General features: G+C 71.0%; 24 protein-coding genes and 1 pseudogene. 14 read left to right on the forward strand and 11 right to left on the reverse strand.

Annotated elements, in window-relative coordinates; translation table 11 throughout:
* The first annotated feature begins 328 nt into the window (after positions 1-328).
* The 3 genes from AA23TX_RS41520 to AA23TX_RS41530 all read left to right on the forward strand — a co-directional run bounded on the left by AA23TX_RS41520 (position 329) and on the right by AA23TX_RS41530 (position 2,211).
* Positions 329-679, forward strand: a complete 351-nt coding sequence (locus AA23TX_RS41520; protein WP_196425824.1) for a DUF952 domain-containing protein — start codon at positions 329-331, stop codon at positions 677-679.
* A 198-nt stretch (positions 680-877) separates the two neighbouring features.
* Entirely contained in the window at positions 878-1,390 is a 513-nt protein-coding gene (locus AA23TX_RS41525; RefSeq protein WP_155549409.1) for a SigE family RNA polymerase sigma factor, read from the forward strand.
* Entirely contained in the window at positions 1,387-2,211 is an 825-nt protein-coding gene (locus AA23TX_RS41530) for a hypothetical protein (RefSeq protein ID WP_155548419.1), read from the forward strand. Before AA23TX_RS41525 ends, AA23TX_RS41530 begins: the two co-directional genes overlap by 4 nt.
* A gap of 82 nt (positions 2,212-2,293) precedes the next feature.
* Here AA23TX_RS41530 and AA23TX_RS41535 read toward each other — a convergent pair whose 3' ends face one another.
* The 3 genes from AA23TX_RS41535 to AA23TX_RS41545 all read right to left on the reverse strand — a co-directional run bounded on the left by AA23TX_RS41535 (position 2,294) and on the right by AA23TX_RS41545 (position 5,038).
* Positions 2,294-2,848 carry a ferritin gene (locus AA23TX_RS41535; protein WP_155548420.1) on the reverse strand — a complete coding sequence of 185 codons (555 nt, stop codon included), beginning with the start codon at positions 2,846-2,848 and terminating at the stop codon, positions 2,294-2,296.
* A gap of 149 nt (positions 2,849-2,997) precedes the next feature.
* Positions 2,998-4,185, reverse strand: coding sequence for an arginine deiminase (locus AA23TX_RS41540; RefSeq protein WP_196425922.1), 1,188 nt, complete (start codon positions 4,183-4,185; stop codon positions 2,998-3,000).
* A 40-nt stretch (positions 4,186-4,225) separates the two neighbouring features.
* A complete protein-coding gene (locus AA23TX_RS41545) occupies positions 4,226-5,038 on the reverse strand; it encodes a CPBP family intramembrane glutamic endopeptidase (RefSeq protein WP_155548422.1) in 813 nt (270 codons plus the stop codon).
* A gap of 22 nt (positions 5,039-5,060) precedes the next feature.
* On the opposite strand from AA23TX_RS41545, the gene AA23TX_RS41550 reads away from it, so the two are divergent.
* Entirely contained in the window at positions 5,061-5,522 is a 462-nt protein-coding gene (locus AA23TX_RS41550) for a PPOX class F420-dependent oxidoreductase (RefSeq protein WP_155548423.1), read from the forward strand.
* Here AA23TX_RS41550 and AA23TX_RS41555 read toward each other — a convergent pair.
* Positions 5,514-6,308 (reverse strand): DUF2470 domain-containing protein, encoded by a 795-nt coding sequence (locus AA23TX_RS41555; RefSeq protein ID WP_155548424.1) that lies wholly within the window; start codon positions 6,306-6,308, stop codon positions 5,514-5,516. The two genes, AA23TX_RS41550 and AA23TX_RS41555, sit on opposite strands and share 9 nt — an antisense overlap.
* A 135-nt stretch (positions 6,309-6,443) precedes the next feature.
* On the opposite strand from AA23TX_RS41555, the gene AA23TX_RS41560 reads away from it, so the two are divergent.
* On the forward strand, positions 6,444-7,502 hold the full coding sequence (locus AA23TX_RS41560; RefSeq protein ID WP_230863041.1) for a hypothetical protein: 1,059 nt from the start codon (positions 6,444-6,446) through the stop codon (positions 7,500-7,502).
* On the opposite strand, the gene AA23TX_RS41565 is transcribed toward AA23TX_RS41560, so the two are convergent.
* Positions 7,469-8,704 (reverse strand): MFS transporter, encoded by a 1,236-nt coding sequence (locus AA23TX_RS41565; protein WP_155548425.1) that lies wholly within the window; start codon positions 8,702-8,704, stop codon positions 7,469-7,471. The genes AA23TX_RS41560 and AA23TX_RS41565 overlap by 34 nt on opposite strands.
* A gap of 92 nt (positions 8,705-8,796) precedes the next feature.
* Between AA23TX_RS41565 and AA23TX_RS41570 the strand changes: the two genes are divergently transcribed.
* Complete coding sequence (locus tag AA23TX_RS41570) at positions 8,797-9,693, forward strand: LysR family transcriptional regulator (RefSeq protein ID WP_155548426.1); 897 nt, start codon at positions 8,797-8,799, stop codon at positions 9,691-9,693.
* Between the two features lie 97 nt (positions 9,694-9,790).
* Here the strand turns inward: AA23TX_RS41570 and AA23TX_RS41575 are convergent, their stop codons facing one another.
* The 4 genes from AA23TX_RS41575 to AA23TX_RS41590 form a co-directional block, all read right to left on the reverse strand.
* On the reverse strand, positions 9,791-10,279 hold the full coding sequence (locus AA23TX_RS41575; protein WP_155548427.1) for a DUF4231 domain-containing protein: 489 nt from the start codon (positions 10,277-10,279) through the stop codon (positions 9,791-9,793).
* A 22-nt stretch (positions 10,280-10,301) separates the two neighbouring features.
* The gene (locus AA23TX_RS41580) at positions 10,302-11,039 is read right to left on the reverse strand and encodes a hypothetical protein (protein ID WP_155548428.1); all 738 of its coding nucleotides are present in this window, start codon (positions 11,037-11,039) and stop codon (positions 10,302-10,304) included.
* Position 11,040: 1 nt separating this feature from the next.
* Entirely contained in the window at positions 11,041-12,849 is a 1,809-nt protein-coding gene (locus tag AA23TX_RS41585) for a substrate-binding and VWA domain-containing protein (protein WP_155548429.1), read from the reverse strand.
* Positions 12,850-12,928: 79 nt separating this feature from the next.
* Positions 12,929-14,101, reverse strand: a complete 1,173-nt coding sequence (locus tag AA23TX_RS41590; protein WP_155548430.1) for a homogentisate 1,2-dioxygenase — start codon at positions 14,099-14,101, stop codon at positions 12,929-12,931.
* An 85-nt stretch (positions 14,102-14,186) separates the two neighbouring features.
* Here AA23TX_RS41590 and AA23TX_RS41595 point away from each other — a divergent pair, with 85 nt between their 5' ends.
* Entirely contained in the window at positions 14,187-15,041 is an 855-nt protein-coding gene (locus AA23TX_RS41595) for a hypothetical protein (protein ID WP_277875494.1), read from the forward strand.
* Positions 15,038-15,673, forward strand: coding sequence for an IclR family transcriptional regulator (locus AA23TX_RS41600; RefSeq protein ID WP_155548432.1), 636 nt, complete (start codon positions 15,038-15,040; stop codon positions 15,671-15,673). Before AA23TX_RS41595 ends, AA23TX_RS41600 begins: the two co-directional genes overlap by 4 nt.
* Here AA23TX_RS41600 and AA23TX_RS41605 read toward each other — a convergent pair.
* Positions 15,670-16,332 carry a DUF998 domain-containing protein gene (locus AA23TX_RS41605; RefSeq protein ID WP_155548433.1) on the reverse strand — a complete coding sequence of 221 codons (663 nt, stop codon included), beginning with the start codon at positions 16,330-16,332 and terminating at the stop codon, positions 15,670-15,672. The two genes, AA23TX_RS41600 and AA23TX_RS41605, sit on opposite strands and share 4 nt — an antisense overlap.
* A 56-nt stretch (positions 16,333-16,388) precedes the next feature.
* Positions 16,389-16,976 (reverse strand): TMEM165/GDT1 family protein, encoded by a 588-nt coding sequence (locus AA23TX_RS41610; protein ID WP_155549411.1) that lies wholly within the window; start codon positions 16,974-16,976, stop codon positions 16,389-16,391.
* Between the two features lie 186 nt (positions 16,977-17,162).
* On the opposite strand from AA23TX_RS41610, the gene AA23TX_RS41615 reads away from it, so the two are divergent.
* The 6 genes and pseudogenes from AA23TX_RS41615 to AA23TX_RS41640 all read left to right on the forward strand — a co-directional run bounded on the left by AA23TX_RS41615 (position 17,163) and on the right by AA23TX_RS41640 (position 25,878).
* Positions 17,163-18,122, forward strand: coding sequence for a S41 family peptidase (locus tag AA23TX_RS41615; RefSeq protein WP_155548434.1), 960 nt, complete (start codon positions 17,163-17,165; stop codon positions 18,120-18,122).
* 79 nt (positions 18,123-18,201) lie between these two features.
* Positions 18,202-19,674, forward strand: coding sequence for a cytochrome ubiquinol oxidase subunit I (locus AA23TX_RS41620; protein ID WP_155548435.1), 1,473 nt, complete (start codon positions 18,202-18,204; stop codon positions 19,672-19,674).
* Between the two features lie 120 nt (positions 19,675-19,794).
* The gene (gene cydB, locus AA23TX_RS41625) at positions 19,795-20,802 is read left to right on the forward strand and encodes a cytochrome d ubiquinol oxidase subunit II (protein ID WP_155548436.1); all 1,008 of its coding nucleotides are present in this window, start codon (positions 19,795-19,797) and stop codon (positions 20,800-20,802) included.
* Between the two features lie 44 nt (positions 20,803-20,846).
* Entirely contained in the window at positions 20,847-24,197 is a 3,351-nt protein-coding gene (gene cydD, locus AA23TX_RS41630; RefSeq protein WP_155549412.1) for a thiol reductant ABC exporter subunit CydD, read from the forward strand.
* A gap of 59 nt (positions 24,198-24,256) precedes the next feature.
* Positions 24,257-24,455 (forward strand): annotated as a pseudogene (locus tag AA23TX_RS50570) (GAF domain-containing sensor histidine kinase); the annotation flags it as partial.
* Positions 24,456-24,828: 373 nt separating this feature from the next.
* Positions 24,829-25,878 (forward strand): GAF domain-containing sensor histidine kinase, encoded by a 1,050-nt coding sequence (locus AA23TX_RS41640; RefSeq protein WP_230863042.1) that lies wholly within the window; start codon positions 24,829-24,831, stop codon positions 25,876-25,878.
* Positions 25,879-25,992 lie beyond the last annotated feature (114 nt).

The following is a 25,992-nucleotide window of genomic DNA, read 5'->3' on the forward strand; positions in this document are numbered from 1 at the left end:
CACGACCATCGGGCACCAGCCCAAGACCGCCGCCGAGCACCCCGCTCGGCGGCGGTTCTGATTCGGCCTCACCGCGCCGGCGCACGACCGCCGCTCGAGGCGCTCTCGTTCCGACCTCGCCGAGCTGGCCCACGACCTCGCTCACGGCGGCTTCGTTCCGCCCCACCGCGCCAGCCAGGGACTGCCGCTCCCCACCGGCCGCCGTCGGAAAGCACCGGACCGTCGGTGTGTTCCGGTGGCCGGAAACCGTCTCGGTGAGCGTTCAACCAGGCCTTATGTGGCGCACGAGACACCGCCGCCGGAACGCCGTGGTGGGACGATTCAGCGCGTGATACTTCACATCTGCGGGGCGGCCGACTGGGCCGAAGTGGGCGAAGGCGGCCAGTACCGGCCGCCTTCACTGGGGGAAGTCGGGTTCGTCCACTGTTCCGACTTCGGCACGGCGCACCTGCCGGCCAACGCGCTCTACCGGGGCCGCACCGATCTGGTGCTGCTCGAGATCGACCCGGCCAAGCTCGGCGTCGCCGTCCGCTGGGAAGACGGCGAGCCGCCGCATCCGGCCGGCGTGTGGTTCCCGCACGTCTACGGCCCGATTCCGCACGCCGCGGTGGTCGGGGTGCACGTGTTCGACGAAACCGACGGCCGTTTCCGGCTGCCGGATGCGCTCGCCCGCCGCTGACGTGGGCAACTCGAGAACCACCCGGACGTCTGCGAATCCGGGCGGGAACGCGGGCAACCTGAGGGGGCTGTGATGCGTGTGCAGGGGGAAAGCGACTATCCGACCCCGGGGGGAGGCGATACGGTGACCGCTGCGGCACCCGTCTTCACCGGGGGAGATACCTGGGTGACCAGCGCAGGCCGAGGGAGGGCCGCGACGTTGCCGGGTGAGCTGGCCGACTTCGGCGACTTCGTGCAGGCCACCCTGCCGGGCCTGCTGCGGTACGGCCACGCGCTCACCGGCAACCCGCACGACGCGGCGGACCTGGTGCAGACCGTGCTGGAGAAGATCGGTTCGCGCTGGACGTACGTGCACGAAAAGACGGGCGACCCGCTCGCCTACGTCCGCCGGTCGATGGCGAACGCGCACGTCAGCCGGTGGCGCCGCACGCGCCGTGAGAGCCTGGTGGCCGATCTGCCGGACACCAGCCCGCACGTGCCGGACGACCCGTTCGAGCACGAGCCGCTGTGGCGCGCGTTACGGACGCTGCCGCCGAGGCAACGGGCCGTCATGGTCCTGCGTTACTACGAAGGTCTCTCCGAAGCGGAGATCGCCGGTTCGCTCGGCGTCACGCAGGGAACCGTCAAGAGCCAGGCCAGCAAGGCGATCGCTTCGCTGCGATCGAAACTGACAGCAGCCGACATCCACGGCGAAGGGAGTGACGCGGGTTGAACATCTCCGAGGACGAGCTGGAGCAGCGCCTGCGTGAGCTGTTCGCCGACGAACGGCTGGACTTGCCGCCGCCGCCGGAGGCCGGCACGACCATCGTCGCCGGTGCGCGACGGCGTCGTCGCCGTCGTCATGGCGTCCTGGCCGTGACCGGTGTCGCGGCGGCCGTGGTCGCCGTCGCGGGTGGGCTCACCATGGTGCGCCTCCACGCCGAGGACGGCACCGCGGTGATGTCCGCCGACGGATCTTCGATCAACGTGAAGCCGCCCGAGAACCTCACGGCCGGGCGGCAGCCCCAGACCCCGGTTCCGGAGCCGACCAGCACCCAGGACATCGAGGTCTCGGCGCCTCCCGCCGCGTCGACGTCGAAGGCTTCGCAGCCGCCGTCGACCCAGCCGCCGTCGAAGCTGCCGCCCGTGCTGAGCGGGCCACTGCTCGGTTCGGACGGCTTCGGCACCATCAAGCTCGGCATGTCCGAGACCGAGATGGCCGCGCAGGGCGTCACGCTCACCGATGCTCAGGCCGGCGCCGGCTGCACCGTCTACACCGTGCAAGGCAGCGGAGTGCCGTCGGCCGCGAAGGTCGTGGTCTCGAAAGCGGTCGGGCTCACGGTCGTCACCCCGAACCAGGCGGCGCACACCGCCGAGGGCGTCGGCGCCGGCTCGACCAAGGCGCAGGTGCTCGCGACCTATCCCGCGGCGAGGGAAGAATCGGGCGGCGTCGTCGCCCCGGCCACCGCCGCCGCCGACTACCACTTCCGGCTCGACGACTCCGGGGTCGTGCAGACCAGCCTGATGAGCGTCAACCAGGACTGCGCCGGCTGAGCGCCGGCGACATGCGGAAACCCGGGCTGTCCACAGGGGGAGAGCCCGGGTTTCCGGTTTCAAGCGTGGTGGGAAAGCGCAGTCAGAGCGCTCCGCCGGCCACCGGCGGCATCTGCGAATCGGAGCCGCCGTCGCCGACGGACTCGCGGTGCAGGTGGTTCTCGACCTCGAACAGGTTGCCGTTCGCGCGCTTGACGACGTTCAGCAGCGTGTTCATCTGGGAGATCTCTTCGACCTGCTCCTTGAGGAACCACTGCATGAACTGCTCGCTGATGTAGTCCTCTTCGGCGCGCGCGGCCTTGGCCATCGCGGAGATGTCCGTGGCGACGTCCTTCTCCTGCTCGAGCGCGAGCTCGATGACCTCGGTGACGCCGGAGAACTCGTTGCGCACTTCGCCCGTGCCGGGGATTTCGACGTGGTGGTCGCGGTCGAGCATGTACTGCACGAGCGCCATCGCGTGGTTGCGCTCTTCGACGGACTGCTTGTAGAAGTGCTTCGCCAGCTGCGGCAGGTCCTCGGCGTCGAACCACACCGCGAGCGCGATGTACTGCTGGGACGCGTTGAACTCGTTGTGGATCTGCGCCTGCAGCAGTTCGTAGAACTTCGAGCGCGGTTCTTTCTTCTTGGTGAGGGCCATGGAGACGAGAATAGATCAAGATTGGCGAAAATGCCACTTGGGGGTGGTGATCTCCCCCCTATTAGGGTTACCATTCCTAAAGAAGACGAGCCTTATTTAAGTAAGCCTTCCCTAAATTGTCATACACATTTAGGGAAGGCTTACTTCATTTAATGCAGCGGGTCCCGGCGCACCGGACAGGACATGCACCGCGGCCCGCCCCGGCCCGAACCCAGCTCGGACCCGGCGATCGGCAGCACCTCGATGCCGGCCGCCTCCAGACGCTCGTTCGTCTCGACGTTCCGCTCGTAACCCACGACCACGCCCGGCGCCAGCGCCAGCGTGTTGTTGCCGTCGTCCCACTGCTCGCGTTCGGCCGTCACGGGGTCGAGGCCGGTGTCGATGACGCGCAGCCGCTCGATTTCCATCGCCTCGGCCGCGGCCGTCAGGAACGGCGTCGGGCCCGCGACCTTGACGCCGCCGTCGCCGGTCGGGCGGATGGTGAACGCCGTCAGGGAGTCGCGCGCCAGCGGGTACATCACGACCGCGTCGGCGTCGACCATCGTGCACACCGTGTCCAGGTGCATCGTCGCGCGGGACTGCTCGATCGGCACCGCCAGCACGGTGTGCGCGATGCCGTCGGCGAACACCGACCGCGCCAGGGACTCCGCGCCGGCCGCCGTCGTCCGCTCGCCGACGCCGATGGCGAGCACGCCCGGCGCCAGCAGCATCACGTCGCCGCCCTCGATCGGCGCCGAATGCGCGCCGTACGCGCGGGCCGCGTGCCGGAAGTACGGGTGGTAGGCGTAGATCAGGTCCAGCACCGCGGTCTCGCGGCGGCGCGCGGGCATCGTCAGCGACGAGATCGCGACGCGGTCGGCGATCCACGCCGACGAATCGCGCGTGAACAGCAGGTTCGGCAGCGGGTCGACGGCGAAGTCGTGCGGGTGGTTCATCATCCGCACCAGCGACGCGCCCTCCGCGGACGGCAGCTCCTCGAACGTCATCCCGGCCATCAGCACCTCGGCGAGGCCGGCCGAGCTGACGCCGGAAAGGTGCGAACGCAGCGAATCGGCCAGGTCGACGCCGAGCCGCCGGTCGTCGACCGCCGCGTGGACACCGGCCGCGTGAGCGCGGTCGTCCTCCAGCGCGGTCCGGAGCGCGTCGGCCAGCAGCAGCACCTCGACGCCGCGGCTGCGCAGCACGTCGGCGAACGCGTCGTGCTCGGCCTGGGCCCGGTCGACCCACGGGATCGAGTCGAACAGGAGCTGGTCGTTGTTGCGGGGCGTCAGCCTTTTGAGCTCGTTGCCGGGCCGGTGCAGCAGCACCGCGCGCAGGGGTCCGACTTCGCTGTCCACCCGGGGAGGTGTCGTTTCGTCGATCACCCGCCAATCCTAGTCAAGGCAGCCAGGAAACGTGCCCCTTCAACAGCGCATATCCGACGAACGACACGAAGTCGAACAGCGTGTGCGCGGCGACGAGCGGCCACAGCCGGTTCGTCTTCTGCCACAGCCGCCCGAACACCAGGCCCATGATCAGGTTGCCGACGAACCCGCCGAAGCCCTGGTAGAGGTGGTACGACCCGCGCAGCACGGCGGCGCCGAACAGCGCGTTGTTCTCCCGGACGCCGAGCTGCCGCAGTCGCGTCAGCAGGTAGCCGATGACCAGGACTTCCTCGGCGAACGCGTTGCCGAACGCCGACAGCGTCAACGTGATCGGGCGCCACCACGTGTCGTTCAAAGTGGACGGTTGCACCGCCAGGCTGAACCCCAGGTGGTAGGAGACGAAGTACAGCGCGAGGCCGGGGATCCCGATCAGCGCGGCGAGCCCGAGGGTGAGCAGCGCGTCGCGGCCGGGGGACCGGCGATCCAGCCCGACCTGCGCGATCTTGATCCCGGCGCGCCACAGGAAGTACAGCCCGAGCGCGCCCCAGCCGACCAGCTGGGCGGCCGAGAGCAGCTGCTTGAGCAGGTCGATCAGGCTCGCCGCGGCCTGGGGCACGTTGAGCTGGACCTGCTGCTGGGCCAACGGCGTGGGCTGCAGCAGGGAGTCCACAAGGGACAGCAGGCTGCGCACGCCGGACAGCCCGAGCGTGATGCCGAAGACGATCAGCAGCTCGATCTTGATCGCCCGGCGCTCCCGCGGGTCGTCGATCGGCTCCGGGAACGCCGGTGCGGCCGGGGCCAGCCACGATCGCGCGGTGAACGTCATGTGCGCACGCTACCTTCGGGGTATGCCGAGGAGCATCGCCACCAACGAAACCGTCGACCGCGCCGCGCTGGTCGAGTTCCTGTCCACCCGCCACCGCGCGATCCTGCTGACCACGAAGGCCGACGGCGGCCCGCAGCTCTCGCCGGTCACGTGCGGCGTCGACGCCGAGGGCAGGCTGGTCATCTCGACCTACCCGAAGCGCGCCAAGATCGTGAACATCAAGCGCAACCCGCAGGTCTCGGCCTGCATCCTGTCCGACGAGTGGAACGACCAGTGGGTGCAGCTCAACGGCACCGCCGAGGTGCTGGACATCCCGGACTCCGTCGAGCCGCTCGTGGACTACTTCCGCAGCATTTCGGGCGAACACCCGGACTGGGACGAATACCGCGAAGCCATGGTGAAGCAGGGCAAGAGCATCATCCGCGTGACGATCGAGAGCTGGGGCCCGCTGGCCAAGGGCGGCTTCCCCGCCGAACTAGCCTGACGCACCCCGCAGGAACGGGCAGCCGACCAGCCGCCGCAGCTCCACCGCGAGCTGCGGCGGGCTGTCGACGGACTTCGAGAACGCCAGCCGGACGTCGTGGTCGCCCGCGTCGGACTCGACGCGCAGCCGCAGCCCGAACCGGTCGAGCCCGAGCGGACGGATCCGGCCGCCGCGCAGGTCCGCCGGCAGGTGCTTGGCCAGCTGCTCGACGACGTCGGAGTGATCGCTCTCCAGGTGCCGCAGCCAGTGGGCTTCGTAGTCGTGGAACGGATCCGGCGGCGCCGCGCTGAACGTGTGCGGGCGCAGCGAGTGCGTGCCTTCGGCGTCCGCGAGCACGAGCGACGCCGGGGTGAGCCGCAGCAGGGTCATGCCGTGGCCGACGTCGAGGAGCCGTTCGTCCGGCCGTGACTCGGCGATCGCGATCGCCCGCGCGCGGGCCGACACCGGTGAGAGCGGCCGCAGCCAGCCGGTGATCCACAGCAGCCCGCGGATCGGCTCGCGCAGGTCGACCGGCGCCTGGTCGGCGAGCTCGACCATCACGGCCAGCTCGCCGCGCTGCGTCTGCTCGGCCGCGTGGACCATCGGGTGGTCGTCGGGCAGCAGCACGCTGACGCTCCCGCTGTGGTGCACGTGGTGCAGGACCGGGACGACGCGCTCGCTGTCGAGACCGGCGCGTCCGCAGGTCGGCATGAGCGACGCCGGCCCGTTGCGAGTGGCGATCGTCTTCGCGCGCTCGGCGGGGTTCGGCGCCGGCGGGCGGCGGATGGATGTCGGGGCCTCGGTCACGGCTCACCTCCTACTTAGGTGAGCCTAACCTGAATGTCGCGGTCTGGATAGTCGCTCGTTCGCGGTCCGGGTCACGCGGGCGTTCCGCTGAACGGAGTACCGGTAACGCGGTCGTGCAAAATTCCGAAAAGTCCGGTGACCAGTGTCGACACGGTGGGGGCCAGCGTGCAGATCGTTCCGGTTCCCGAACGCGTGCCCGCGTTCGAGCTCGACCCCGCCATGCCCTCGGGCGCGCTGCCGATCTTCGGCGAGTACCTCGACCGGATCGGCCGCACCGCGGCGAACGGACGCCTGCTGACCTGGGTCCTGCCGGTGTTCGGGATCGCCCAGTTCTTCACGGGCGCCGGGATCGCGTTGCCGCTCGGCACGATCGCGCTGGCCGGCTCGGTCGTGGCGTGGTGGCTCTACCGCGCGCACCTCTGGGTGCCCGAGACGCGGCTGAAGCGCGAACCGTTCCGGCAGGTCGACATCGCGCCGGACGCGCTGGTCGCCGCCGGGCGGACGGTCGGCATCCGCCTGCCGGACGGCCGCTGGCTGCGCGTCCGCCTCGACGAGACGTACCGGCTGCTGCTGGCCGGACACCGGCGCGTGTGGCTGCTCGGGCGTGGCCCGAAGGTGTTCGTCGGCTTCTCCGGCGTCGTGCGGGTGCGTCGCGCCCGGATCGTCGACGCGCCGCCGTCGGGTGCGGTGGCCGTGCCGGCCCCGGTGACCTCCGGTTCGCCGCGGCTCGACCCCGTGCTGGCCGCGCACCGCCGCCGGATCGCCCGCGAGTTGCGCGCGATGGCGGCGTTCCTGCTGGTCCTGGCCGGGTTCGCGGTGTGGGTGCGGTTCGACTTCCCGGTGACGAAGTGGGTCGCGCTGACCGTCATGGCCGGTGCGCTGCTGGGCGCGCTCGCGACCGCGCTGCGAGCGCTGACCTACCGGCGCCCGCTGCCGGCGGACCACTGGACGGAGCTGCGCGCGGTCCTCGACGGCCCGGTCCGCATGGGCCGCCACGGCGCGGCCCGCCTGAGCGGCCTGACGATGCTCGCCGACGGAACGGTGGTCGGCTTCCGCCTGCACAAGGCCGACCCGTCGATGGCGGCGAACATATCCGCGACGGGCCGTCTGTGGATCGCGGGCGTCCCCCGGCCGGGCGCGGCGAAGGCGGGCGTGCCGGGCTATCCGGTGCTGGGCACGGTCTGGCTGGGCTGAGCGGGCGTCCGGTCGCGACGCGGCAGCAGCAGCGGCGTCACCAGGATCAGCACCCCGGCGACACCGATCGCGACGCGCGGACCGGTGAAGCTCGCGAGCACGCCCCAGAGCGCGGTCAGCGTGGCGATCGACGCCTTGGTGCTGACCGACCACGCCGAGAGCGTGCTCGCGACGCGGTCCGCCGGGAGCTGCTCGAGCCGATAGGTGGCGAGCACCGGGTTGAACACGCTGCAGGAGACGATCAAGCCGAGTTCGACGACCATCACGAAGACCAGCCCGCCGGTGCCGCCCGGCAGGAAGGCCAGCGCGAGCAGCCAGCACGCCCGGACGGCGCCGGCCGTGACCAGGACGGGGTGCCTGCCGAACCGCCGGACGAGCCGCGGGGTCAGCCGCGACCCGGCGAGCCCACCGAGGCACGGGACCGCGAACGCGAGCCCGTACTGCCACGGCGTGAAGCCGAGCTGGTTCAGCATCAGCACGGCCAGCAGCGGCTCGGTCCCCATGACGAGGCCGTTGAACACCAGAACGTTGAAGTAGAGCGGCCGCAGCCCGGGGTGGGTAAGGATCGTGCGCCACCCTTCGGCCAAGTCACGCGCCCGCAGGCGAGAGGTCTGCCGCGGCCTTGGCTCGCCGCCGCTGATCGCCCGGATCCCGAGCGCGGAGAGCAGGAAGCTGACGGCGTTGGCGGCCACCGACGTCACCGGCCCGAAGAGCGCGAAGGCGGCCCCGCCGAGCGGCGGGCCGAGTGCGGTGGCCGTCCAGCTCGTCGACTCGAACCGCCCGTTCGCGACGAGCAGGTCTTCGGGCGCCACGATCCCCTTCAGGTAGGCACCGCTCGCCGAGGTGAAGGTGATGTCCGCCGCGGCGACGACCACCGAGACGACGAGCAGCTGGACGAAACTCAGCGACCCGAGCGCGTAGAAGGCGGGCACGCTGATCAGCGCGCCGAACCGGACGAGGTCCATGGCCACCAGCACGGGCCGCTTCGGCCGCCGATCGACCCAAGGCCCCAGCGGAACGGCCACCAGCGCCCCGACAGCCGGCCCGACGGCGGCGAGCGCCGAGACGGCCGCGGGCCCGGCGTGCAGCACGAGGATCGCCAGCATGGGAAAGGCCCCGAAGCCGAGCCAGGTACCGAACGCGCTCACGGCGTAAGCCGTCCACAGCCACCTGAACCGCCGCCCGAGCCGCCTGCGCATCACCGAAGGATCAAAGCGGGGAACGACCCGGCGAAGCAAACAACCGACACGGCGGCGAGCCACAACACGACGTTGTGAACCTAGAGTCGTCCGCTGTGGACCTCGATGCCGTGCGTACGTTCGCCGCCGCCGCGGAGGCGGGCCGGTTTCAGGACGCCGCGGTCGATCTCTCGATCACGCAACAAGCCGTGTCGAAGCGCATCGCCGCACTGGAGAAGTCGCTCGGGGCGCGGTTGTTCACGCGCACCGCGCGCGGAGCCGTGCTCACCGGTGAGGGCGAGGCGTTCCTGCCGCACGCCCGCGAGCTGCTTCTGGCCGAGGCGCGAGCGCTCGCGTCGGTCCGCACCGGCCCGCTCCGTGTCGACGTCATCGGACGGCGGCTGTGCCCGGCGGGGTTGTTGCGCGAATTCCACGAGACTCACCCGGAGGTCGCGTTGGAGGTCGTGACGCTCTTTGACACCGCGACCGCCGCGATCCGGGCCGGCTCGGTCGATGCGTCGTTCCGCGCGGTCGTCGAGTTGCCCGACGACCTCGACGCGCAGCGGGTGTTCGACGAGCCGCTCCAGTTGCTGTGCGGACCCGCGCACCCGCTGGCCGCGTTGTCGTCGGTGACTCCGGCGGAGCTGGCCGGGCACCGGATCTGGATGCCCGGCGTGGTGCCCGGAACCGAGTGGGGCACGTACTACGCCGAGTTCGCGGCCGCGTTCGGACTGTCGATCGACGCTGCCGGGCCCAATTTCGGCACCGAGGTCGTGCTCGACACGATCGCGGAGTCGGCGGACGTGGCCACCCTGGTCGGGGCCCGGAGCCGGATCCTGTGGCCGGCCGGGCACGACTTGCGGCGCGTGCCGATCGAGAATCCGACGCCCGTTTATCCCCACTCGCTGGTTTGGCGCCGGGGCAACGCGCACCCCGCGCTCGCCGAGCTCCGTGCCCACCTGAGGCCGGGTGCCCGGGCCGGCGCCACCTGGCTGCCTGGCTGGGCGAGCTAGGTGTACTTGCCCGTGAGGTCGGGGCCGCGGGTGGCCAGCGAGTGCGGTGATCGCCTGCGGCGTGTTCGTAACGGTGGACCGGCTTCCCCGGACAGAACTAACTCGTCAAAGCGTTCTCGCGGGTCTTGCCGTACGACAGCCGCAGCGCCACCCAGCCGTCGCGTTCTCCGGCGCAGATCTCCTCGACCGTCTCCACCAGCACCGCCGCCGCGCCGGAGGTGGCGTACGCGTCGTGCTTGGCCGCGAACAGCGCGATCTCCTTCTCGATCGCGTAGCGCGCCCGGGTCCGGCTGGTCCAGTTCTCCTTGTACCCACCCAGCGCCCGGAGCCCGTTGATCAGCACCGCGAGCGACCCGACCGCGGCGATGAGCCGCACGTCCAAGGCGAACGCCGCGAGCGCGGGAATCGTGGCGGTCACGACCAGGCTCGTCACCTCGACGATCGAATGCCGGCGCCGGGCGGCCCACGAAGACCGCTGGTAGCGCCGCCACTCGGCGAGCACCGATGGTGGCACGGGCTCGTCGTCGACGCCCTTCGCTTCCAGGACCCACTGACTGCGCGCGATCGAACGTGGCTCTGCCTTCATGGACAAAAGTTCACACCACCGGTCAACCCAGCGACTTCCGCGTCGCCTGCTCGGTCTCGAGCACGCCCTGCCGGATGCCCTCCAGCTGGTCGCTCAGCTCCCGCACCGCGCCCGTGTCCACCGCGACGTCCGTCGTCGCCGCCGTCAGCTCCGCGACGCGCGCCACCAGGCTGTCCAGGCCCAGTGCGCCCGACTGCAGCTGGGCCAGCAGCTTGTCGCTCGCGCTCGAAAGCCGTGCGTGCACGTCCGCCTGGGCCTGGACCGCCGTCAGCGCCTGCTCCAGATCTCCGCGGACCTCCTCGCGCGCCGAGCTCAGCGACTGCTCCAGCCGGCGCCGCTCCCGCGTCACAGCGGCGAGGTCGACGCGGGACAACGCCTTCCCGGTCGCCGACGCGCGCCCGGCGAGGCGCCGGAGCGTGGCCAGCGTCTCCTGGACCACCGGTTCCATGTCCGCGACGCGGTCGGCCAGCGGACCGGAGTCGAGGGACGCGCTCAGCGACGCGAACCCGTCGGCCGCGCCCTCGGCCCGGCGCAGCCAGTTCTCCTCGGGAGAACCCGCGGCGACGTCGAGCACGCGCGCTTCCCGGCGGGCCGGCTCCTGCTCCCGGCCCAGCGAAGCCACGCCCGCGCGCGCGGCCAGGACCGCCACCCCGATCAGGATGGCGACGAGCACCGGCAGCTGCACGGCCCACGCCACGCCCGCCGATGTGGCGGCCAGCAGCAGCCCCCACGGTTCGGCGAGCTCACGGGCGAACTTCATGTCAGAAATTCGAAATCACTGAGGTGAACACCTGGTTGATCGAGTCCGGTTTGGACGAATCGTACTCCGATCCCTCGGTCGCTTCGGCGATCTGCTTCAGCACGCCCTGGTCGGCGTCCGAGCCGTAAGCGATCGTGAACAGCCGGACCGTCTCCGCGTTGCCCTCCGGCCGCAGCTGCGGCAGCAGGTGATCGAGGTCGACGCCGCCGGAGTCCTCGTTGCGTCCGTCGGTCAGCACCACGACCGCGTTGATCGCCGACGGGTCGATGTGCGCCTTCATGTACTCGTACGCGGCCTGCGAAGAGTCGTAGAGCCCGGTGCCCGCCTGCGGCGTCAGCCCGCCGAGCCGCGACGCCAGCGTCTCCTTGCCGCTGTTCCCGAGCGCCTGCACCGGGACCAGCTCCTGGTAGTCCCGGTCGCCGTCGAGGTGGGTCGAGAACTGCCAGAGCCCGACCTGGTCGCGCGGCACGAACTGGCCGAGCGCGTCGATCGCGGCCTGCTTGGCCAGGTCGATCTTGCTCTTCCCGGTGCCCTTGACCTCGTCGCCCATCGAGCCCGAGACGTCCACGACCAGCAGCACGTTCGCCTTCTTGCGCAGCTCGGTCCACGTCGTCAGCAGCTTCGAGAGCACCGTCGGCGACGGCGGCCGCAGGAAGCTGATCTTCGCGTCCGGCTGGGCGCCGTTCTGGGTCGTGACCTGCGCGCCCGGCTGACCGTCGAACGAGCGGAAGCCCAGCGCGGCGAACTTCTGCTGCGTCTCCGGGCCGCGCAGATAGCCCAGGAAGTCGGTGGCGATCTGCTTGCGCGTCGCGTCGGCCCAGTTCAGCGTGACGAACGGGTGGTCGGAGTTGAGCGTGCCGTCCGCCGGGTAGATCGCGACGAGCGGCACCTTCGGCGGCGCGTGCTGGCCGACCTTCGCCGGGTCGTTCGTCGGGTTGCCCTGGTTGTAGCCGATCAGCGAGCTCTCCTCGACGGTCACCGCCGAGATGTAGGACAGCGCCGCGCCGCGGTCGTCGGCCTTCTGCAGGTTCGTCAGGAAGGTCAGCGTGTTGTCGCCGTAGTGCACGATCGCCTGCTCGATGTTCGTGACGAACTGCTTCGCCTCGGGCTTCTCGAGCGCGGCCGCGGTGAGGTCGGACGACGTGCCGGTCGCCGCGTAGTAAGCGCCGATGGTCGCGTTCAGCCCCGCGGTCGAGATGTTCGGGTTCGTCTTGCCGAGCCGGAACTTGCCCCACTCCGGGTGGCCGTACTTCGCCCAGCCGGCCGGGTCGGTCGCCAGCGTGGCGAGGTCCTTCCAGCCGATCGGCTTGGCCGGCCAGCCCAGCGCCTCGGCCATCGGCTTCGGCATCGCGACGGTCAGCGGCGAGTTCGCGATCGACTGCGGGTCCCCGTCCGGCACGATCGACGCCGAGTCGCCCTTCGCGTTGACGCGCAGCAGGTTGACCCAGCCGCTCGCGGCCGGCGTCCAGACGTCCGGGCGCGGGCCGTCGGTGGCCTCGTTCCAGCCGTTCGCCAGCGCCTGCATCGCGATGCCCGACGACTTCGACTTCACGACGACGTCGACGCAGTGGCCGGCGACGGTCCGTCCGGAGTAGGCCTTCGCGGCTTCCTGGACTATTCCGACCTTTTCCGGGGACGACGCGACGGTGAGTGCGATGGCGTCCGAGCCCGTGCATTTCGGCTCGTCCGCCTCGTCGGCCGAGTCGCTGGTCCAATACCGGATTCCGACGATCAAGCCGGCGGCGACCAGGATCGCGGCCAGGAACGGGAGAAACTTTCTCTTGCGCCGTGCTGGTTGGGAATTGATCATCGAATCCTCCCCGATCCGCCGCCGGAAATGCCATTATCCGGCAGCGGAACGGGAGCGGGACGGTAATTCGGGAACTTGACTATCCCTTAGGGCCGCGACGCGACCACGTCCACGCGTAGCCGGGGTCTTCGGACGCGTCGGCGGCCTCGCCGAGCTCCAGCGGCGCGAACGTGTCGACCATGACGGCGGTCTCGTCGAAGAACTCCGCGCCGATCGACGCCTCCGCCGCGCCCGGCTGCGGGCCGTGCGTGAAGCCCGACGGGTGCAGCGACAGCGAGCCGACGCCGATCCCGGAGCCCTTGCGGGCCTCGTAGTTGCCGCGTACGTAGAACATCAGCTCGTCGGAGTCGACGTTCGCGTGGTTGTACGGCACCGGGATCGAGTCCTCGTGGTAGTCGACCTTCCGCGGGCAGAAGGAGCAGACGACGAAGTTCGGGCCCTCGAACGTCTGGTGCACCGGCGGCGGCTGGTGCACGCGGCCGGTGATCGGCTCGAAGTCGTCGATGTTGAAGGCCCACGGGTACAGGCAGCCGTCCCAGCCGACGACGTCGAAGGGGTGCGTCGCGTACGTGTAGCGCGTCAGGCCCGCGCGGTGCCGCACGAGCACGTCGACGTCCTCGCCGTCCACGACCAGCGGCGACGACGGCCCGCGGACGTCGCGCTCGCAGTACGGCGAGTGCTCCAGGAACTGGCCCTTCGCCGACAGGTACCGCTTCGGCGGCCCGATGTGCCCGCGCGCCTCGAGGATGAAGAGGCCGACCTCGCCGTGGGGGACGACGCGGTAGGTGCACGACGTCGGGAGCACGAGGTAGTCGCCGTCGCCGATCTCGAGGCTGCCGTAGATCGTCTCGACGGTCGCGGAGCCGCCCTGGACGTAGAACAGCTCGTCGCCGGCCGCGTTGCGGTAGAGCGGGCTGGGCGCGGTCGCCGTGACGAACCCGATGGTCACGTCGTTGTTGCCGAACAGCCGCCGCCGGTCCGTCACCGCGTCGGCCTCGGCGCCGAACTTGAGGTCCTGCGTCCGGTAGGCCCGCGGCTTGAGCGGGTGGTTCGGCGTCAGCGTCCCGCGGTCCTCCTCGACCGCCACGGCGTCGACGATCGCCGTGGGCAGGCCTCGGTGGTACAGCAGCGCGGAGTCGGCGGAGAAGCCTTCGACGCCCATCAGCTCCTCGGCGTAGAGCCCGCCGTCCGGCTTCCGGAACGCGGTGTGCCGCTTGTGCGGGATCTCACCTACTCGCCGGTAGTAAGGCATCGACAACCCCTTCAGAAGCGTCCGCTGTGCGAACGATTTTGTCCTCATGTCGTACGCTACTAGCGTGTCATTCGTGTCAAGCGCTGTGGAACTCACGCCCCCCGGCCCCCGTGGGATTCCTCCCCTGTTCGCGAGGCTCGTCGACGACTCGGCGCTGTTCCCTCCCGGCGATGCGGCCATGCCCGAAGCCCTCCGCGCGCACTTCGCGAGCCGGGAGTCCGAGCACGCCGGTGTACTGGGGGTTTTCCTCTGTCAAGCCTCGCGGTTGCCGGAGCTGATCACCGAGTTGATCAAGATCAAGCCGAAGCAGCCGTTGCCCCTGTCGCTGATCATCGACACCGGTCTCGGCGGCGTCCCGAAGGCGATCTCGATCGTCGAGTCGCGCAGCGAGCTGCTGGCGCTGCGGATGGTCGAGATGCCGGCGCCGTCGGACGTCGACGAGGTGTGGCTGGAGCGCGTCTCGGAGTTCGTCCCGGAGGACGTCATCCGCGTCGTCGAGCCGCGGCGCGGCGTCGGCTGGCTGGACGGCGTGCGGAAGGTCATCGAGCACGGCAGCTGGCCGAAGATCCGCTGCGGCGGCAAGGCGGGCGAGAACTTCCCCAACGTCGACGAGGTCGCGGACTTCCTCGCGGTGGTCAGCGGGTCCTCCGGCGCCTCGTTCAAGGCGACGAACAGCCTGCACCGCGCCGTCCGGCACACCGATCCGGACACCGGCTTCGTGCACCACGGCTTCCTGAACCTGCTCGTGGCCTCCGCGCGCAGCCTCTCCGGCGGCGACGTCCGCGGTGCGCTGGAGTCGACCGACGCCGAGGCGCTGGCCGAAGAGGCCCGCGGGTTGTCCGAGCAGGCCGCGAAGGCCGTCCGGGCGCTCTTCGCGTCGTACGCGGCGGCTTCGTTCGAGCAGCCCGTCGCCGACATGGGCGAACTCGGCTTGCTGTGACCGGCCGGGAGGGGTCGCTGACGCTCGACCGAGGCTTGGCGCTGCTGCAGGCAGTGGCCGACGCCGGTGGCGACGCGGCGACCATCTCCGAGCTGGCCGTGGCCATCGGGGCCAGCCGCGCGGCCGTCTACCGCCTGCTCGTGCCGCTGTCGGAGCGCGGGCTGGTCTGGCGCGACGGCACCAAGGTCCGGCTCGGCGTCGGCCTGCTCCGGCTGGCCGGGCAGGTGCTCCCGCAGCTGCGGGACGCGGCCGGTCCGGTGCTGCGGGAGCTGGCCGAGAAGGTCGGCGCGACCGCGCACCTGTCCGTCGCCCAGGGGACGCAAGCGCTTGCGGTGGCCGTCGTCGAGCCGTCGTGGACGAGCTTCCACGTCGCCTACCGCGTCGGGAGCCGGCACTCGCTGACGGCGGGTGCGGCCGGCAAGGCGATGTCCCTGCGTCCGGGCGGCGACGGCTGGGTGACGTCGACGGGCGAGCTGGAGGCGGGCGCGTCCGGCGTCGCGGCGCCGGTTCGCGGCGTGCCGGGGCTGAAGGCGAGCGTCGGGGTCGTTTCGATGGAGCCGCTGAAAGCCGCCGAGGTGGGCCCGCAGGTCGTCGCGGCCGCCGCCCGGCTGGCCGACATCCTGCGCGCTTAGCGGCGCGAGACCGCCAGCAGCGGCCGGACCATGGTCAGCAGCAGGGCGACGTCGATCGTGAACAGCAACCGCTCGAACAGGCCGAGCGTGACGTCCTGCTGCGCGGGGCCGACGATCAGCGTGACGACGAAGCCGGCGAGCACCACGCCGATGCTGGCGAAGCTCGCCGTGGCCAGGCGCCGGATCGTCGTCCGGCGTGGTTCCCACGGGCAGCGCTCACGGCCCTTCTTCGTCAGCACGAACGCGGCCACGGGCAGGGCGATGAACGCCGTGAGCGCGGCGAGGTTGTGGACCTGCCCGGCCGTCGAGCGCGCCTGTCCGTCCGGGTCGACGGGGACGAGCCCGCACACGAGCAGGCCGGTCGACCACACGCCGAGCAACACGCAGACGGCGGTCGTGCCCGGCCGGTGGGCCTTCGCGATGCCGGCGAGCAGGGCGACCGAGCCGAGCGAGAGGGCCAGGCACATCACGCTGAACAGGGGAGCCGCCGACGACGAGCCGAGCTTGCCGTAGACGTACTCCGACAGCGTCTGCCAGATCGGGCTGACCTGGCCGGAGAGCCGGAGGTGCAGGTCGATCGAGATGGCCACGGCGAGGCCGATGCCGCCGAGCGCGACCTGGCCGTGCAACGGCGAGACCGCGGGCAATGGCTTGTTCACCTGGCTTCCACCCTTTCGTTTCCGAAAGGTTACCCGGTGAACCTGTGAGGCAGCGGTCAGAAGGCGAGCTGGAGCAGGGCGAACGCCGCGAACCCGGCGAACACGAACCCGGCGCAGCGCTGGATCAGCTTCGGGTTGATCCGGCTGCGGATCTTCCCGCCGATGAACACCGCGAGCCCGGCCACGACGATGAGCGCGGCGAACGCGCCGACGCCGACGGCGACGGGGTTGCCGATGCGGGCGGCGAGGCTCGCCGTCGCGAGCTGGGAGGCGTCGCCCCACTCGGCGGCGAAGAGCACGCCGAACGACGTCATCGCGGAGCGCAGGAAGGACAGCGGAGCGGGGCCGACGCGCGAAGCGTCTTCGCCTGCTTCGTCGGCTTCGCTGAATCCCTCGCGAAGGAGCATGAAAGAGCCGAGGCCGAACATCGCGGCGACCACCAGCGAAAGGACCAGGTCCGGCAACAGGGTCAGCACACTGCCGAACGCGACCGCGATGACGCATTGCACGGCGAACGCCGCGCAGACCCCGGCGAATACCGGACCACCGCGGAAACGGGTGGTCAGCACCAGGGTCGCGACCAGCGTCTTGTCCGGCAGCTCCACGGCGAGGACCAGGCCGAACGCGGTGAGCAGCGCCACCATTGCGGAAGTCATGAGTATGTTTCGCCCCTTTCACTTCAACGATAAAGGGGAGTTTCGGAACGCCGCAAGCTGATGGCTTCCGCGAAATTGTCCGACAGGCCGTCATGAATTTGTTATCAAGCCGCGTCGCACAATTTTCTTCGGCGTACCGAAAATTCGATTGTGGGCTGCGGTAGGTTGGCGGCCATGGGGTCTGAAGCGCGTGCTGCGCAGGTCAATGAGGTCATCCGCCGGCTGGAAGCTCACTACGTCTTCCCGGACGTCGCGGCGAAGCTGGCAGAAGTGCTTCGCGAGCGTCTCGGCGAAGGCGCGTACAACGGGCTGGGCGACGCGGAGTTCGCGACGCTGGTCACAACGGACCTGCAGTCGGTGAACGGCGACCAGCACCTGCGCCTGCGCCACCACGTCGACCCGGTCGCCGAAGACGGCGACGCGGCCATGAACTCCGACGGGTTCCGGGTCGAGGCCGAATTGGAAGGCTTCGGCATCGCCGAGGTCCGGCGCCTGGCCGGCAACGTCGGCTACCTCGACACGACGATGCTCTACCCGCCCGAGCTGGCCGGCCCCGCGATCGCGGCGGCGATGACGCTGCTCGCGCCCACGGACGCCCTGTTGCTGGACGTGCGCCGCAACCGCGGCGGCACCCCCGGCACGAGCGCGCTGCTGCAGACCTACCTCGTCGACGAGCAGGTCCACTACCTCGACATCTACGAGCGCGAAGACCACAAGACCATCCAGATGTGGACGCTGCCGTACGTCCCGGGCCTGCGGTTCGGCGGTACCAAGCCGGTCTGGGTGCTGACCGGGCCGCGGACGTTCTCCGGCGGCGAGGACCTCGCGTTCTCGCTCCAGCAGCAGGGTCGCGCGAAGACGGTCGGGGAAGCCACCCGCGGCGGCGCCCACCCGCGTGAGCAGTACAAGGTGGACACCTACCTCGACGTGACCGTGTCGATCGCGCGCTCGTTCCACCCGGAGACGGGGGAGAACTGGGAGGGCACCGGCGTCCGCCCGGACCTCCCGGTGGCCGCGGACCGGGCGTTCGACACGGCGTACGCGCTGGCGCTGGAGCACGTCCTCGAGCTGGGTTCGGCCGGTCCGCGGCGGACGGTGACGGACGAAGCGCGGGCGGCGCTCGACCAGCTGTAGTCACCCAGGACGTTGGTCCTGCGCTTGTCGGGACCACTTGATCTGGCTGTGGCCGCGCCCCCGGAGCACGCTGGACCACGTGGAGGTCCTGGAGCTAGCAAGGTGGCAGTTCGGCATCACCACCGTCTACCACTTCCTGATGGTCCCGCTGACCATCGGGCTGTCGATCCTGGTCGCGGCGATGCAGACCCGCTGGGTCCGCACCGGCGAGCTGCGGCACCTGAAGATGACCAAGTTCTGGGGCAAGCTGCTGCTGGTCAACTTCGCCATGGGCGTCGTGACCGGCATCGTGCAGGAGTTCCAGTTCGGGATGAACTGGAGCGCGTACTCGCGCTTCGTCGGCGACGTCTTCGGCGCGCCGCTCGCGATGGAAGGGCTCGTCGCGTTCTTCGTCGAGTCGACGTTCCTCGGACTGTGGATCTTCGGCTGGGACCGGCTGCCGAAGAAGGTCCACCTGGCGTGCGCGTGGGCGTTTTCGCTGGCCACGATGGCGTCGGCGTACTTCATCCTGGCCGCGAACTCGTGGATGCAGCACCCGGTCGGCGTGACGTTCGAGAACGGCAAGCCGACCATGAACTCGATCTGGGCGGTGCTGACGAACAACACGGCGCTGGCCGCGATCCCGCACACCCTCGCCGGCGCGTTCTCGGTGGCGGCGGCGTTCCTCGTGGGCGTCGCGGGCTGGCACCTGTGGCGGCGCGGCGACCATCAGGACGTCTGGCGGACTTCGCTGCGCCTCGGTGGCTGGGTCGGTGTCGCCGCGTTCGTGGTCCTCGCGATCACGGGTGACACGCAGGGCAAGCTGATGTTCGAGCAGCAGCCGATGAAGATGGCGTCGGCGGAAGCGCTGTGCCACACGGAAAAGCCGGCGAGCTTCTCGATCATCGCGATCGGCGACGTCGCGGGGTCGAACTGTGAGGACGTCAAGACGTTCAACGTGCCCGCGCTGCTCTCGTTCCTGGCGCACAACGACTTCAAGACCGAGGTCAAGGGCGTCGAGGACCTGATCACCGAGTACCAGGCCAAGTACGGCACGAACTATCCCGACGACCCCGAGCTGGGTTCGCTGGCGGGCAAGCCGATCGACTACGTCCCCAACCTGCCGGTGACGTACTGGGGCTTCCGCATGATGATCGGCTTCGGCGCGGTGTCGGCGGGCATCGGCCTGCTGGCCCTGTGGCTGACCCGCCGCGACCGGATTCCGGGTGGCCGCTGGTTCCCGCTACTGGTCCTCGGCGGCATCGCGACGCCGTTCCTGGGCAACAGCGCGGGCTGGATCTTCACGGAGATGGGCCGTCAGCCGTTCGTGGTCGTCCCGAACCCGTCGGGCGTCGACGGGGTGTGGATGTTCACGGCCCAGGCGGTGTCGCGGCTGACGGCGGGCGAGGTCTGGACGTCCCTGATCGCGCTGACCACGGTGTACGCGGCGCTGGGCCTGGTGGAGCTGTACCTGATGCGCAAGTACATCCGCGGCGGCGTCGACGCGGTGATGCCGCCACCGAAGAAGGACTCCGACAAGACCGACGGCGACACGCTCGCCTTCGCGTACTGAGGGGGCGGACTGGATGAACACTCAAAGTATCGACTTCTTCACTCTGCCGAGTTACCCACAGGCAGCCTGTGGACAACTCGACCGGTTGTGGATAACTCACGGCTACCGAGGAGTGACCCGATGACCCTCGAAACCGTCTGGTTCGTTGTCATCGCCTTCTTCTGGCTCGGCTACCTCTTCCTCGAAGGCTTCGACTTCGGCGTCGGCATGCTGCTGCCCGTCCTCGCGCGCGACAACACCGAGCGCCGCGTCATGGTCAACACCATCGGACCCGTGTGGGACGGCAACGAGGTCTGGCTCATCGTCGCCGGCGGAGCGATGTTCGCCGCCTTCCCCGCCTGGTACGCGGGCCTCTTCTCGGCCGCCTACCTGCCGCTCCTGATCGTGCTGCTCGCCCTCATCGGCCGCGGCGTCGCCTTCGAATACCGCGGCAAGGTCGACTCCGAGCGCTGGCGGCGCACCTGGGATCGCGTGATCATGATCGGCTCGTGGGTCGCGCCGCTCGGCGTCGGCCTCATCCTCGCCACCACCGTCCTCGGCCTGCCCCTCGACGCCGAAGGCAACCGCGTCGGCTCCGCGTTCGCCGCGTTCCGCTGGGACACCCTGCTCGGCGCGGTCGCGGTCGTCGCCTTCGCGATCACGCACGGCGCGGCGTTCCTCGCCCTCAAAACCAGCGGTGACCTGCGGGAACGCGCTCGTACGCTGGCGCTTCGGTTCCTCCCGATCGCCATGCTGCCGATCGTCGGGTTCCTCTCGGTCGTCCAGTGGCGTTCGGGCACGCTGTGGACACTGCTCGCGTTCGGGATCAGTGCTCTCGCCGCGGTCGTCGCCTGGCTGAGGCTGCGCGCCGACCGCGACGGCCAGGCGTTCGCCGCGCTCGGCGTCGTCATCGCCGGGGCCGCGGTGGTCATGTTCGGGGCGCTCTTCCCGAACGTGCTGCCCTCGACGCTCGACGCCGCCAACACGCTGACCATCGCGGGTGCCGCGTCGAGCCCGTACACGCTGACCGTCATGTCCTGGGTGGCCGTCTTCGGCGCCCCCGCGGTGCTGATCTACCAGGGCTGGACGTACTGGGTGTTCCGCAAGCGCATCGGCACTCAGCACATCCCGGCGGTCCACGCGCCATGAGCAAGCTTCCCGGACGCGCGACCCTTCTCGCCTCGGAGTCCACAATGGACTCGGCGCGGCCGGGAAAGGGCCCGCTCGGCGCATTGCCAGCCCTCGTGCCTGCCGTGCGCCGGGCGCTGGCCCTGGTGGGGTTCCTCGCCTTCCTCAACGCCCTCGCGCTGGTGGCCCAGGCGTTCCTGCTCGCCGACGTCCTCGCGGCGATCGTCGGAGCGGGTTCCGGGGGAAGCACCGCTCAGCTGGCCGCGTTGCTCGCGCTCGTCGTGACGCGCGCGCTGACCGGCTGGGCGGTGCGCACGGTCTCGGCCCGCGCGGCCGCGACCGCGCACCGCGAGCTGCGCGCGAAGGCCGTCGACCACGCGCTGCGCCTCGGTCCGGAGTGGATCGCCCGCCGCGGCCACGGCGAGCTGACGGCGTTGACGACCCGCGGCCTCGACGCGCTCGACGCCTACTTCCGCGAATACCTGCCCGCGTTGGTGACGACGGCGGTCGTGCCGCTCGGCGCGGGCGCGGCGATCCTGTTCGCCGACTGGCCGTCCGGGGTGATCGTCGCGCTCACGGTGCCGCTGCTGCCGATGTTCGCGATCCTCGTCGGCAAGTACACGGCCGGGCGCGTCGCCGGGGCGACCGACGCGACGCACCGGATGTCCGAACGGCTCCTGGAACTCGTGCGCGTGCTGCCGGTGCTGACCGCGTTCCGCCGCGCGGCCGCGCAGGGCGAGACGGTCCGGCAGCTGTCCGAACGCCACCGCAGCGCGACGCTCAAGACGTTGAAGGTGGCGTTTTCCTCGGCGTTCGTGCTCGAACTGATCGCGACGCTGTCGGTGGCGCTCGTCGCGGTGGTGATCGGCGTCCGGCTCGTCGGCGGGAACCTGCCGCTGGCCGTCGGGCTCGGCGTGCTGATCCTCGCGCCGGAGTGCTACCAGCCGCTGCGCGCGGTCGGCGCCGCGTTCCACGCCAGCGAGGACGGCGTCGAAGCGGTCCGGCGCGTCGCCGATCTGCTGGCCGAGCCGGCTTTCGAGGCCGGAACCGCGATCCCTTCGCGTGGCGCACTCCGGGTGTCTTCCCTGCGCGTCGCGCGACGCGGCGGGTTCGCTCCGGACGGCGAGACGTTCACGGTCCGCCCGGGCGAGACGGTCTGGCTCCGTGCCCCGAGCGGCGGCGGCAAAACGACGACGCTCGCGGCACTGCTCGGTTTCGTCCCGGCCCACGACGGCGCCATCACGGTCGGCTCGACGAACCTCGCCGACGCCGACCTCGCGCGCTGGCGTGAGCAGGTCGCGTGGGTGCCGCAGTCGCCGGTGTTCACCAGCGGCACGGTCCGCTCGGAGATCGGCTCCGACGCTCCGCTCGCCGAACTCGGCCTGACGGGGCTGGCGGACCGGCCGGTGGCTCAGCTTTCGCTGGGGCAACGTCAGCGCGTCGCGGTCGCCCGCGCGCTCGACCGGGTCCGCGACGGCGCGTGGTTGCTCCTGCTCGACGAGCCGACGGCCCACCTGGACGAGGCCAATGCGCGCCTGGTGCTCGACGCGGTCCAGCGAGCGGTCGACGGCGGCGCCGCGGCGATCATCGCGGCCCACGAGCACACCGCCGCGGTCGACCTGCCGCCAGAGACGGTGCCTAGTGTTGTTGAGTCCACTGTCGACACTTCCGCGTCGCCCTTGCCATGGCGAGCAATGCTCGACGGACGGTTGTTCGCCGGCGCGGCGCTGGGGGCGCTCGCGCTGCTGGCGGGGGTGGCGCTGACGGCGACGTCGGGCTGGCTGATCGCCAAGGCGTCGCAGCAGCCGCCGATCCTGACCCTGACGGTCGCGGTGGTCGGCGTCCGCGCGTTCGGCCTGGGGCGCGCGGGGCTGAGGTACGTGGAACGGCTGGTCACCCACGACGCGGCGTTCCGCATCGCCGGCCGCCTCCGCGTGCGGCTGTGGAATTCGCTCGTCCGGCTCGGTCCCGCGCGAGGTCTGCGCGCGGGCGAGGGACAGCGTCGCCTGGTCGCCGACGTCGACACGGTCCGCGACTTGTTGCCGCGGGTGGTGTCACCGCCGCTGGTGGTGGCGCTGGTCGCGGCGGGGGCGATCGCCGTGCAGACGTGGGTCCTGCCCGCGGCGGGTCTGGCCCTGGCGGCATCGGTGGCGGTGGGGCTGTGCGCACCGTTGGTGGCGCTGCGAGCCGAACGCCGCGCGACGACGGCCCTGGCGGAAGGGCGTCGCGAGGTGGCGTCGCGAGTCTTGGTGCTGTTCGAGGCGGCGGCGGAACTGCTGGCCTTCGGCAAGGACCGCGCCCACCGCCGCGCACTCACGGAGGCGGACACGCGCCTGGTGGGGCAGGCCCGCCGCCAGGCGTTCGGAGTGGGCGCGGCGGAAGCGTTGATCACGCTGGCCTGCGGAGCGGGCGCGGTGGTCAGCACGGCACTGGCCGCCCAGGCGGTGGCGGCGGGAAGTCTCGACGCCGTGCTCGCGCCGGTAGTGGCATTGGTGCCGCTGGCCCTGGCGGAGGTCCTGGCGCTCCTGCCGTCGGCGGCACAGCACTGGGACACCCTGCAGCGCGCACGGCAGCGCGTCGCATCGGATACGGCCGAGGCCGGGCATCACGGCGCGGCGGAAGAGGTCGGTGCCGGGCGGCGCGTGGTGACGGAGGGGGCTGAGGCCGGCCGTCGCGGCGGGGCGGATCGGAGCCTGCCGGTCGAGGCTGGTGTTGGGCTGCGCGTGGTGCTTCGGGGAGCCGCTCTCGGCTGGCCCGGCGGGCCGGATCGGGGCCTGCCGGTCGAGGCTGGTGTTGGGCAGCGCGTGGTGCTTCGGGGAGCCGATCTCGGCTGGCCCGGCGGGCCGGTGATCCTGCGCGATGTCGACCTCGACCTCGCGCCGGGTACCTACGCCGCCGTGGTGGGGCCGAGCGGTGCCGGCAAGTCGACGCTTGTGGCCGCGCTGCTGGGGTTTCTTGCTCCGCGGTGTGGTGTCGTCGCTGTGCCGGATCGGGTTGCGTGGGCGCCGCAGGAGCCGATGCTCGCCGGGACCACCGTGGCGGAAAACCTCCGGCTCGCGCGGCCGACGGCAACCTCCGAAGAGCTGCGGGAGGCGTTGCGGCAGGCGGGGCTCGCCGATCTCGACATGTCGACCTCGCTGGGCAGTGGCGGCAGCGGACTGTCGGGTGGCCAGGCGCAGCGCGTCGCGCTGGCGCGGGCGTTGCTCGGGGCGTCGTCGGCGGGGCTCGTGCTGCTCGACGAGCCGACCGCCCACCTCGACGAGCCGACCGCCCAGGCCGTGCGCGCACAGTTGCGCGAGGCGCTGGCGGGCCGGACGGTCGTGCACGTGACCCACCGCGCCGAGGAAGCCGCCGGTGCGGACGTGGTCCTGGAGGTCCGGGACGGCCGGATCGTGACGCGGGTGCCGGTGGCGTGATCGATTCTCGAAGCGTGCTTGGCGCGCCGCCGCAGCGTCGCGCGATAATGACGGAACTCATGGATCCGACGCTTGCCGCGCGGGCGCTGTCCGCCGCCACCGAGATCACGAGCACCGCCCTGTCCGGCGACGACCCGGGAGCGGTGCTGGACACGGTCGTCGCCCGAGCGGCCGAACTCGCCGACGCGGACCTCGGCCTGGCCATGGTCAGCGCCGAAGACGGCCGGGTGGTGGTCGAGGCCGCCCACTACGCCACCGCCCACCCGGCCGCGGGTGAGTTCGCATCGCCCGAAGGCCGGACCGCCGGCGCGGCCCCGGCTGAGCCGCGCCCAGGCAGCGACGCGGTCGCAGGCTCGGCAACGAACGGCTTAAAGCAAGCAGCAGCGCGGGCGCACGATCCGGCGACGGAAGTGCGGCGGCGGGCAGCCCGGCGCCGCCTACGCAGGCCGACGAGCGTTCCGCGCCCGGTGACCCCGATGCGCGTGGTGGCGCAGGTTCGGCGGCCGGAGGTCCCGCCGGCGGTGCGGGTGCCTTGCTTGGCGATCAGGTCGCGGGCGCTGAAGCAAGCGCTGCGAGCGTGGCGGCGGGAAGTCCCGCCGGCGGTGCGGGTGCCTCGCTTGGCGATCAGGCCGTGGGCGCTGAAGCAAGCGCCGCGAGCGTGGCGGCCGAAAGGCCCGCCAGCGGCCCGGGCGCCTCGCTCGGCGATCAGGCCGCGGGCACCGCGGCAAGCACCGTCACAGCGGCGGAAACCCTGCGCGGCCTTGCTCTTCCCGCGGACTCGGCCGCCGGGCGGGTGGCCCGCGGTGGGGAGCCCGTCGCCAGTGCCGACTTCGTCGTCGATCCTCGGACCGCGCCCTACGTTCCCGCCGAACTTCAGGGCTATGGGCCCTTCGCCGCCGCGCCGTTCGGTTCTGGGGGGCGGGTTCTCGGGGCTCTCACCGTCTACCGGAAGCGGGGGCGTGAGCCGTTCTCCGCCGGGACCGTTGAGATGCTCGTTGCCTTCGCCGCCCAGGCCGGGGTTGTGCTCGCGCTCGCCGAAGGCGCCAATGCTCGGCACCGCGTCGCGCTCTACGAAGAGCGGGAGCGGATCGCTCGCGAACTCCACGACGTCATCGTGCAGCGCCTCTACGGCGCCGGGATGCAGCTCGACCGGGTTCGGCGCAACATGCGCAAGCGGTTCGCCCAAGCCGACGGCGCGCGGCTTTCGGACGCCATCGACCAGCTGGACCAGACCATCGAGGAAATCCGGGGCACCGTGCGCGCGCTGCGGTCGCCGGAGCCTCGCCACGACACCGGCACGCCCACCGACCTCGCCGAGTCGGCGCGCGGCGAGGTCCGCATCGCCGGCGAACTGCTCGGTTTTCCGCCGACCCTGGAGCTGTCCGGCGAGTTCGCCGACATCCCCGCGGAAAGCGCCGACCACATCCGGGCCGCCCTGCGCGAAGCTCTGTCCAATGTGGTCAGACACTCCGGCGCGAGCGAAACCCGCGTGACCCTCACCAGGGACTCCGGCGGCGTCAAACTCCGCGTCCGGGACAACGGTTCCGGCGTCCCCCAAGGCGTCGCCACCCGTGGCCTGCGCCATCTTGCCGAACGCGCGGATGCCGCCGGCGGCAAGTTCTTCCTGAACTCCTCGCCCAGCCTCGGCACGCTCGTCGCGTTCGACCTCCCACTTGCCTGATCGCGATCTACCCTTCTCGGGTCATCCCGCCTCCCTTCCTCGCCCTCACTGAAGATCGTACCGGCTTTTCGAACACCCATTCGACTCACATTCGAGTGAAACTGGCAGGACGAA

This window comes from Amycolatopsis camponoti, assembly GCF_902497555.1.
Classification (GTDB): Bacteria; Actinomycetota; Actinomycetes; order Mycobacteriales; family Pseudonocardiaceae; genus Amycolatopsis; species Amycolatopsis camponoti.

What these genes read in the sequence shown, in the direction of transcription:
- AA23TX_RS41580 (WP_155548428.1), bottom strand. Translation starts at nt 11,039, where the DNA reads ATGAAGTTCGCCCGTGAGCTCGCCGAACCGTGGGGGCTGCTGCTGGCC.
- AA23TX_RS41615 (WP_155548434.1), top strand. Translation starts at nt 17,163, where the DNA reads ATGGGGTCTGAAGCGCGTGCTGCGCAGGTCAATGAGGTCATCCGCCGG.
- AA23TX_RS41585 (WP_155548429.1), bottom strand. Translation starts at nt 12,849, where the DNA reads ATGATCAATTCCCAACCAGCACGGCGCAAGAGAAAGTTTCTCCCGTTC.
- cydB (WP_155548436.1), top strand. Translation starts at nt 19,795, where the DNA reads ATGACCCTCGAAACCGTCTGGTTCGTTGTCATCGCCTTCTTCTGGCTC.
- AA23TX_RS41535 (WP_155548420.1), bottom strand. Translation starts at nt 2,848, where the DNA reads ATGGCCCTCACCAAGAAGAAAGAACCGCGCTCGAAGTTCTACGAACTG.
- AA23TX_RS41590 (WP_155548430.1), bottom strand. Translation starts at nt 14,101, where the DNA reads ATGCCTTACTACCGGCGAGTAGGTGAGATCCCGCACAAGCGGCACACC.
- AA23TX_RS41575 (WP_155548427.1), bottom strand. Translation starts at nt 10,279, where the DNA reads ATGAAGGCAGAGCCACGTTCGATCGCGCGCAGTCAGTGGGTCCTGGAA.
- AA23TX_RS41550 (WP_155548423.1), top strand. Translation starts at nt 5,061, where the DNA reads ATGCCGAGGAGCATCGCCACCAACGAAACCGTCGACCGCGCCGCGCTG.
- AA23TX_RS41610 (WP_155549411.1), bottom strand. Translation starts at nt 16,976, where the DNA reads ATGGTGGCGCTGCTCACCGCGTTCGGCCTGGTCCTCGCCGTGGAGCTG.
- AA23TX_RS41545 (WP_155548422.1), bottom strand. Translation starts at nt 5,038, where the DNA reads ATGACGTTCACCGCGCGATCGTGGCTGGCCCCGGCCGCACCGGCGTTC.
- cydD (WP_155549412.1), top strand. Translation starts at nt 20,847, where the DNA reads ATGGACTCGGCGCGGCCGGGAAAGGGCCCGCTCGGCGCATTGCCAGCC.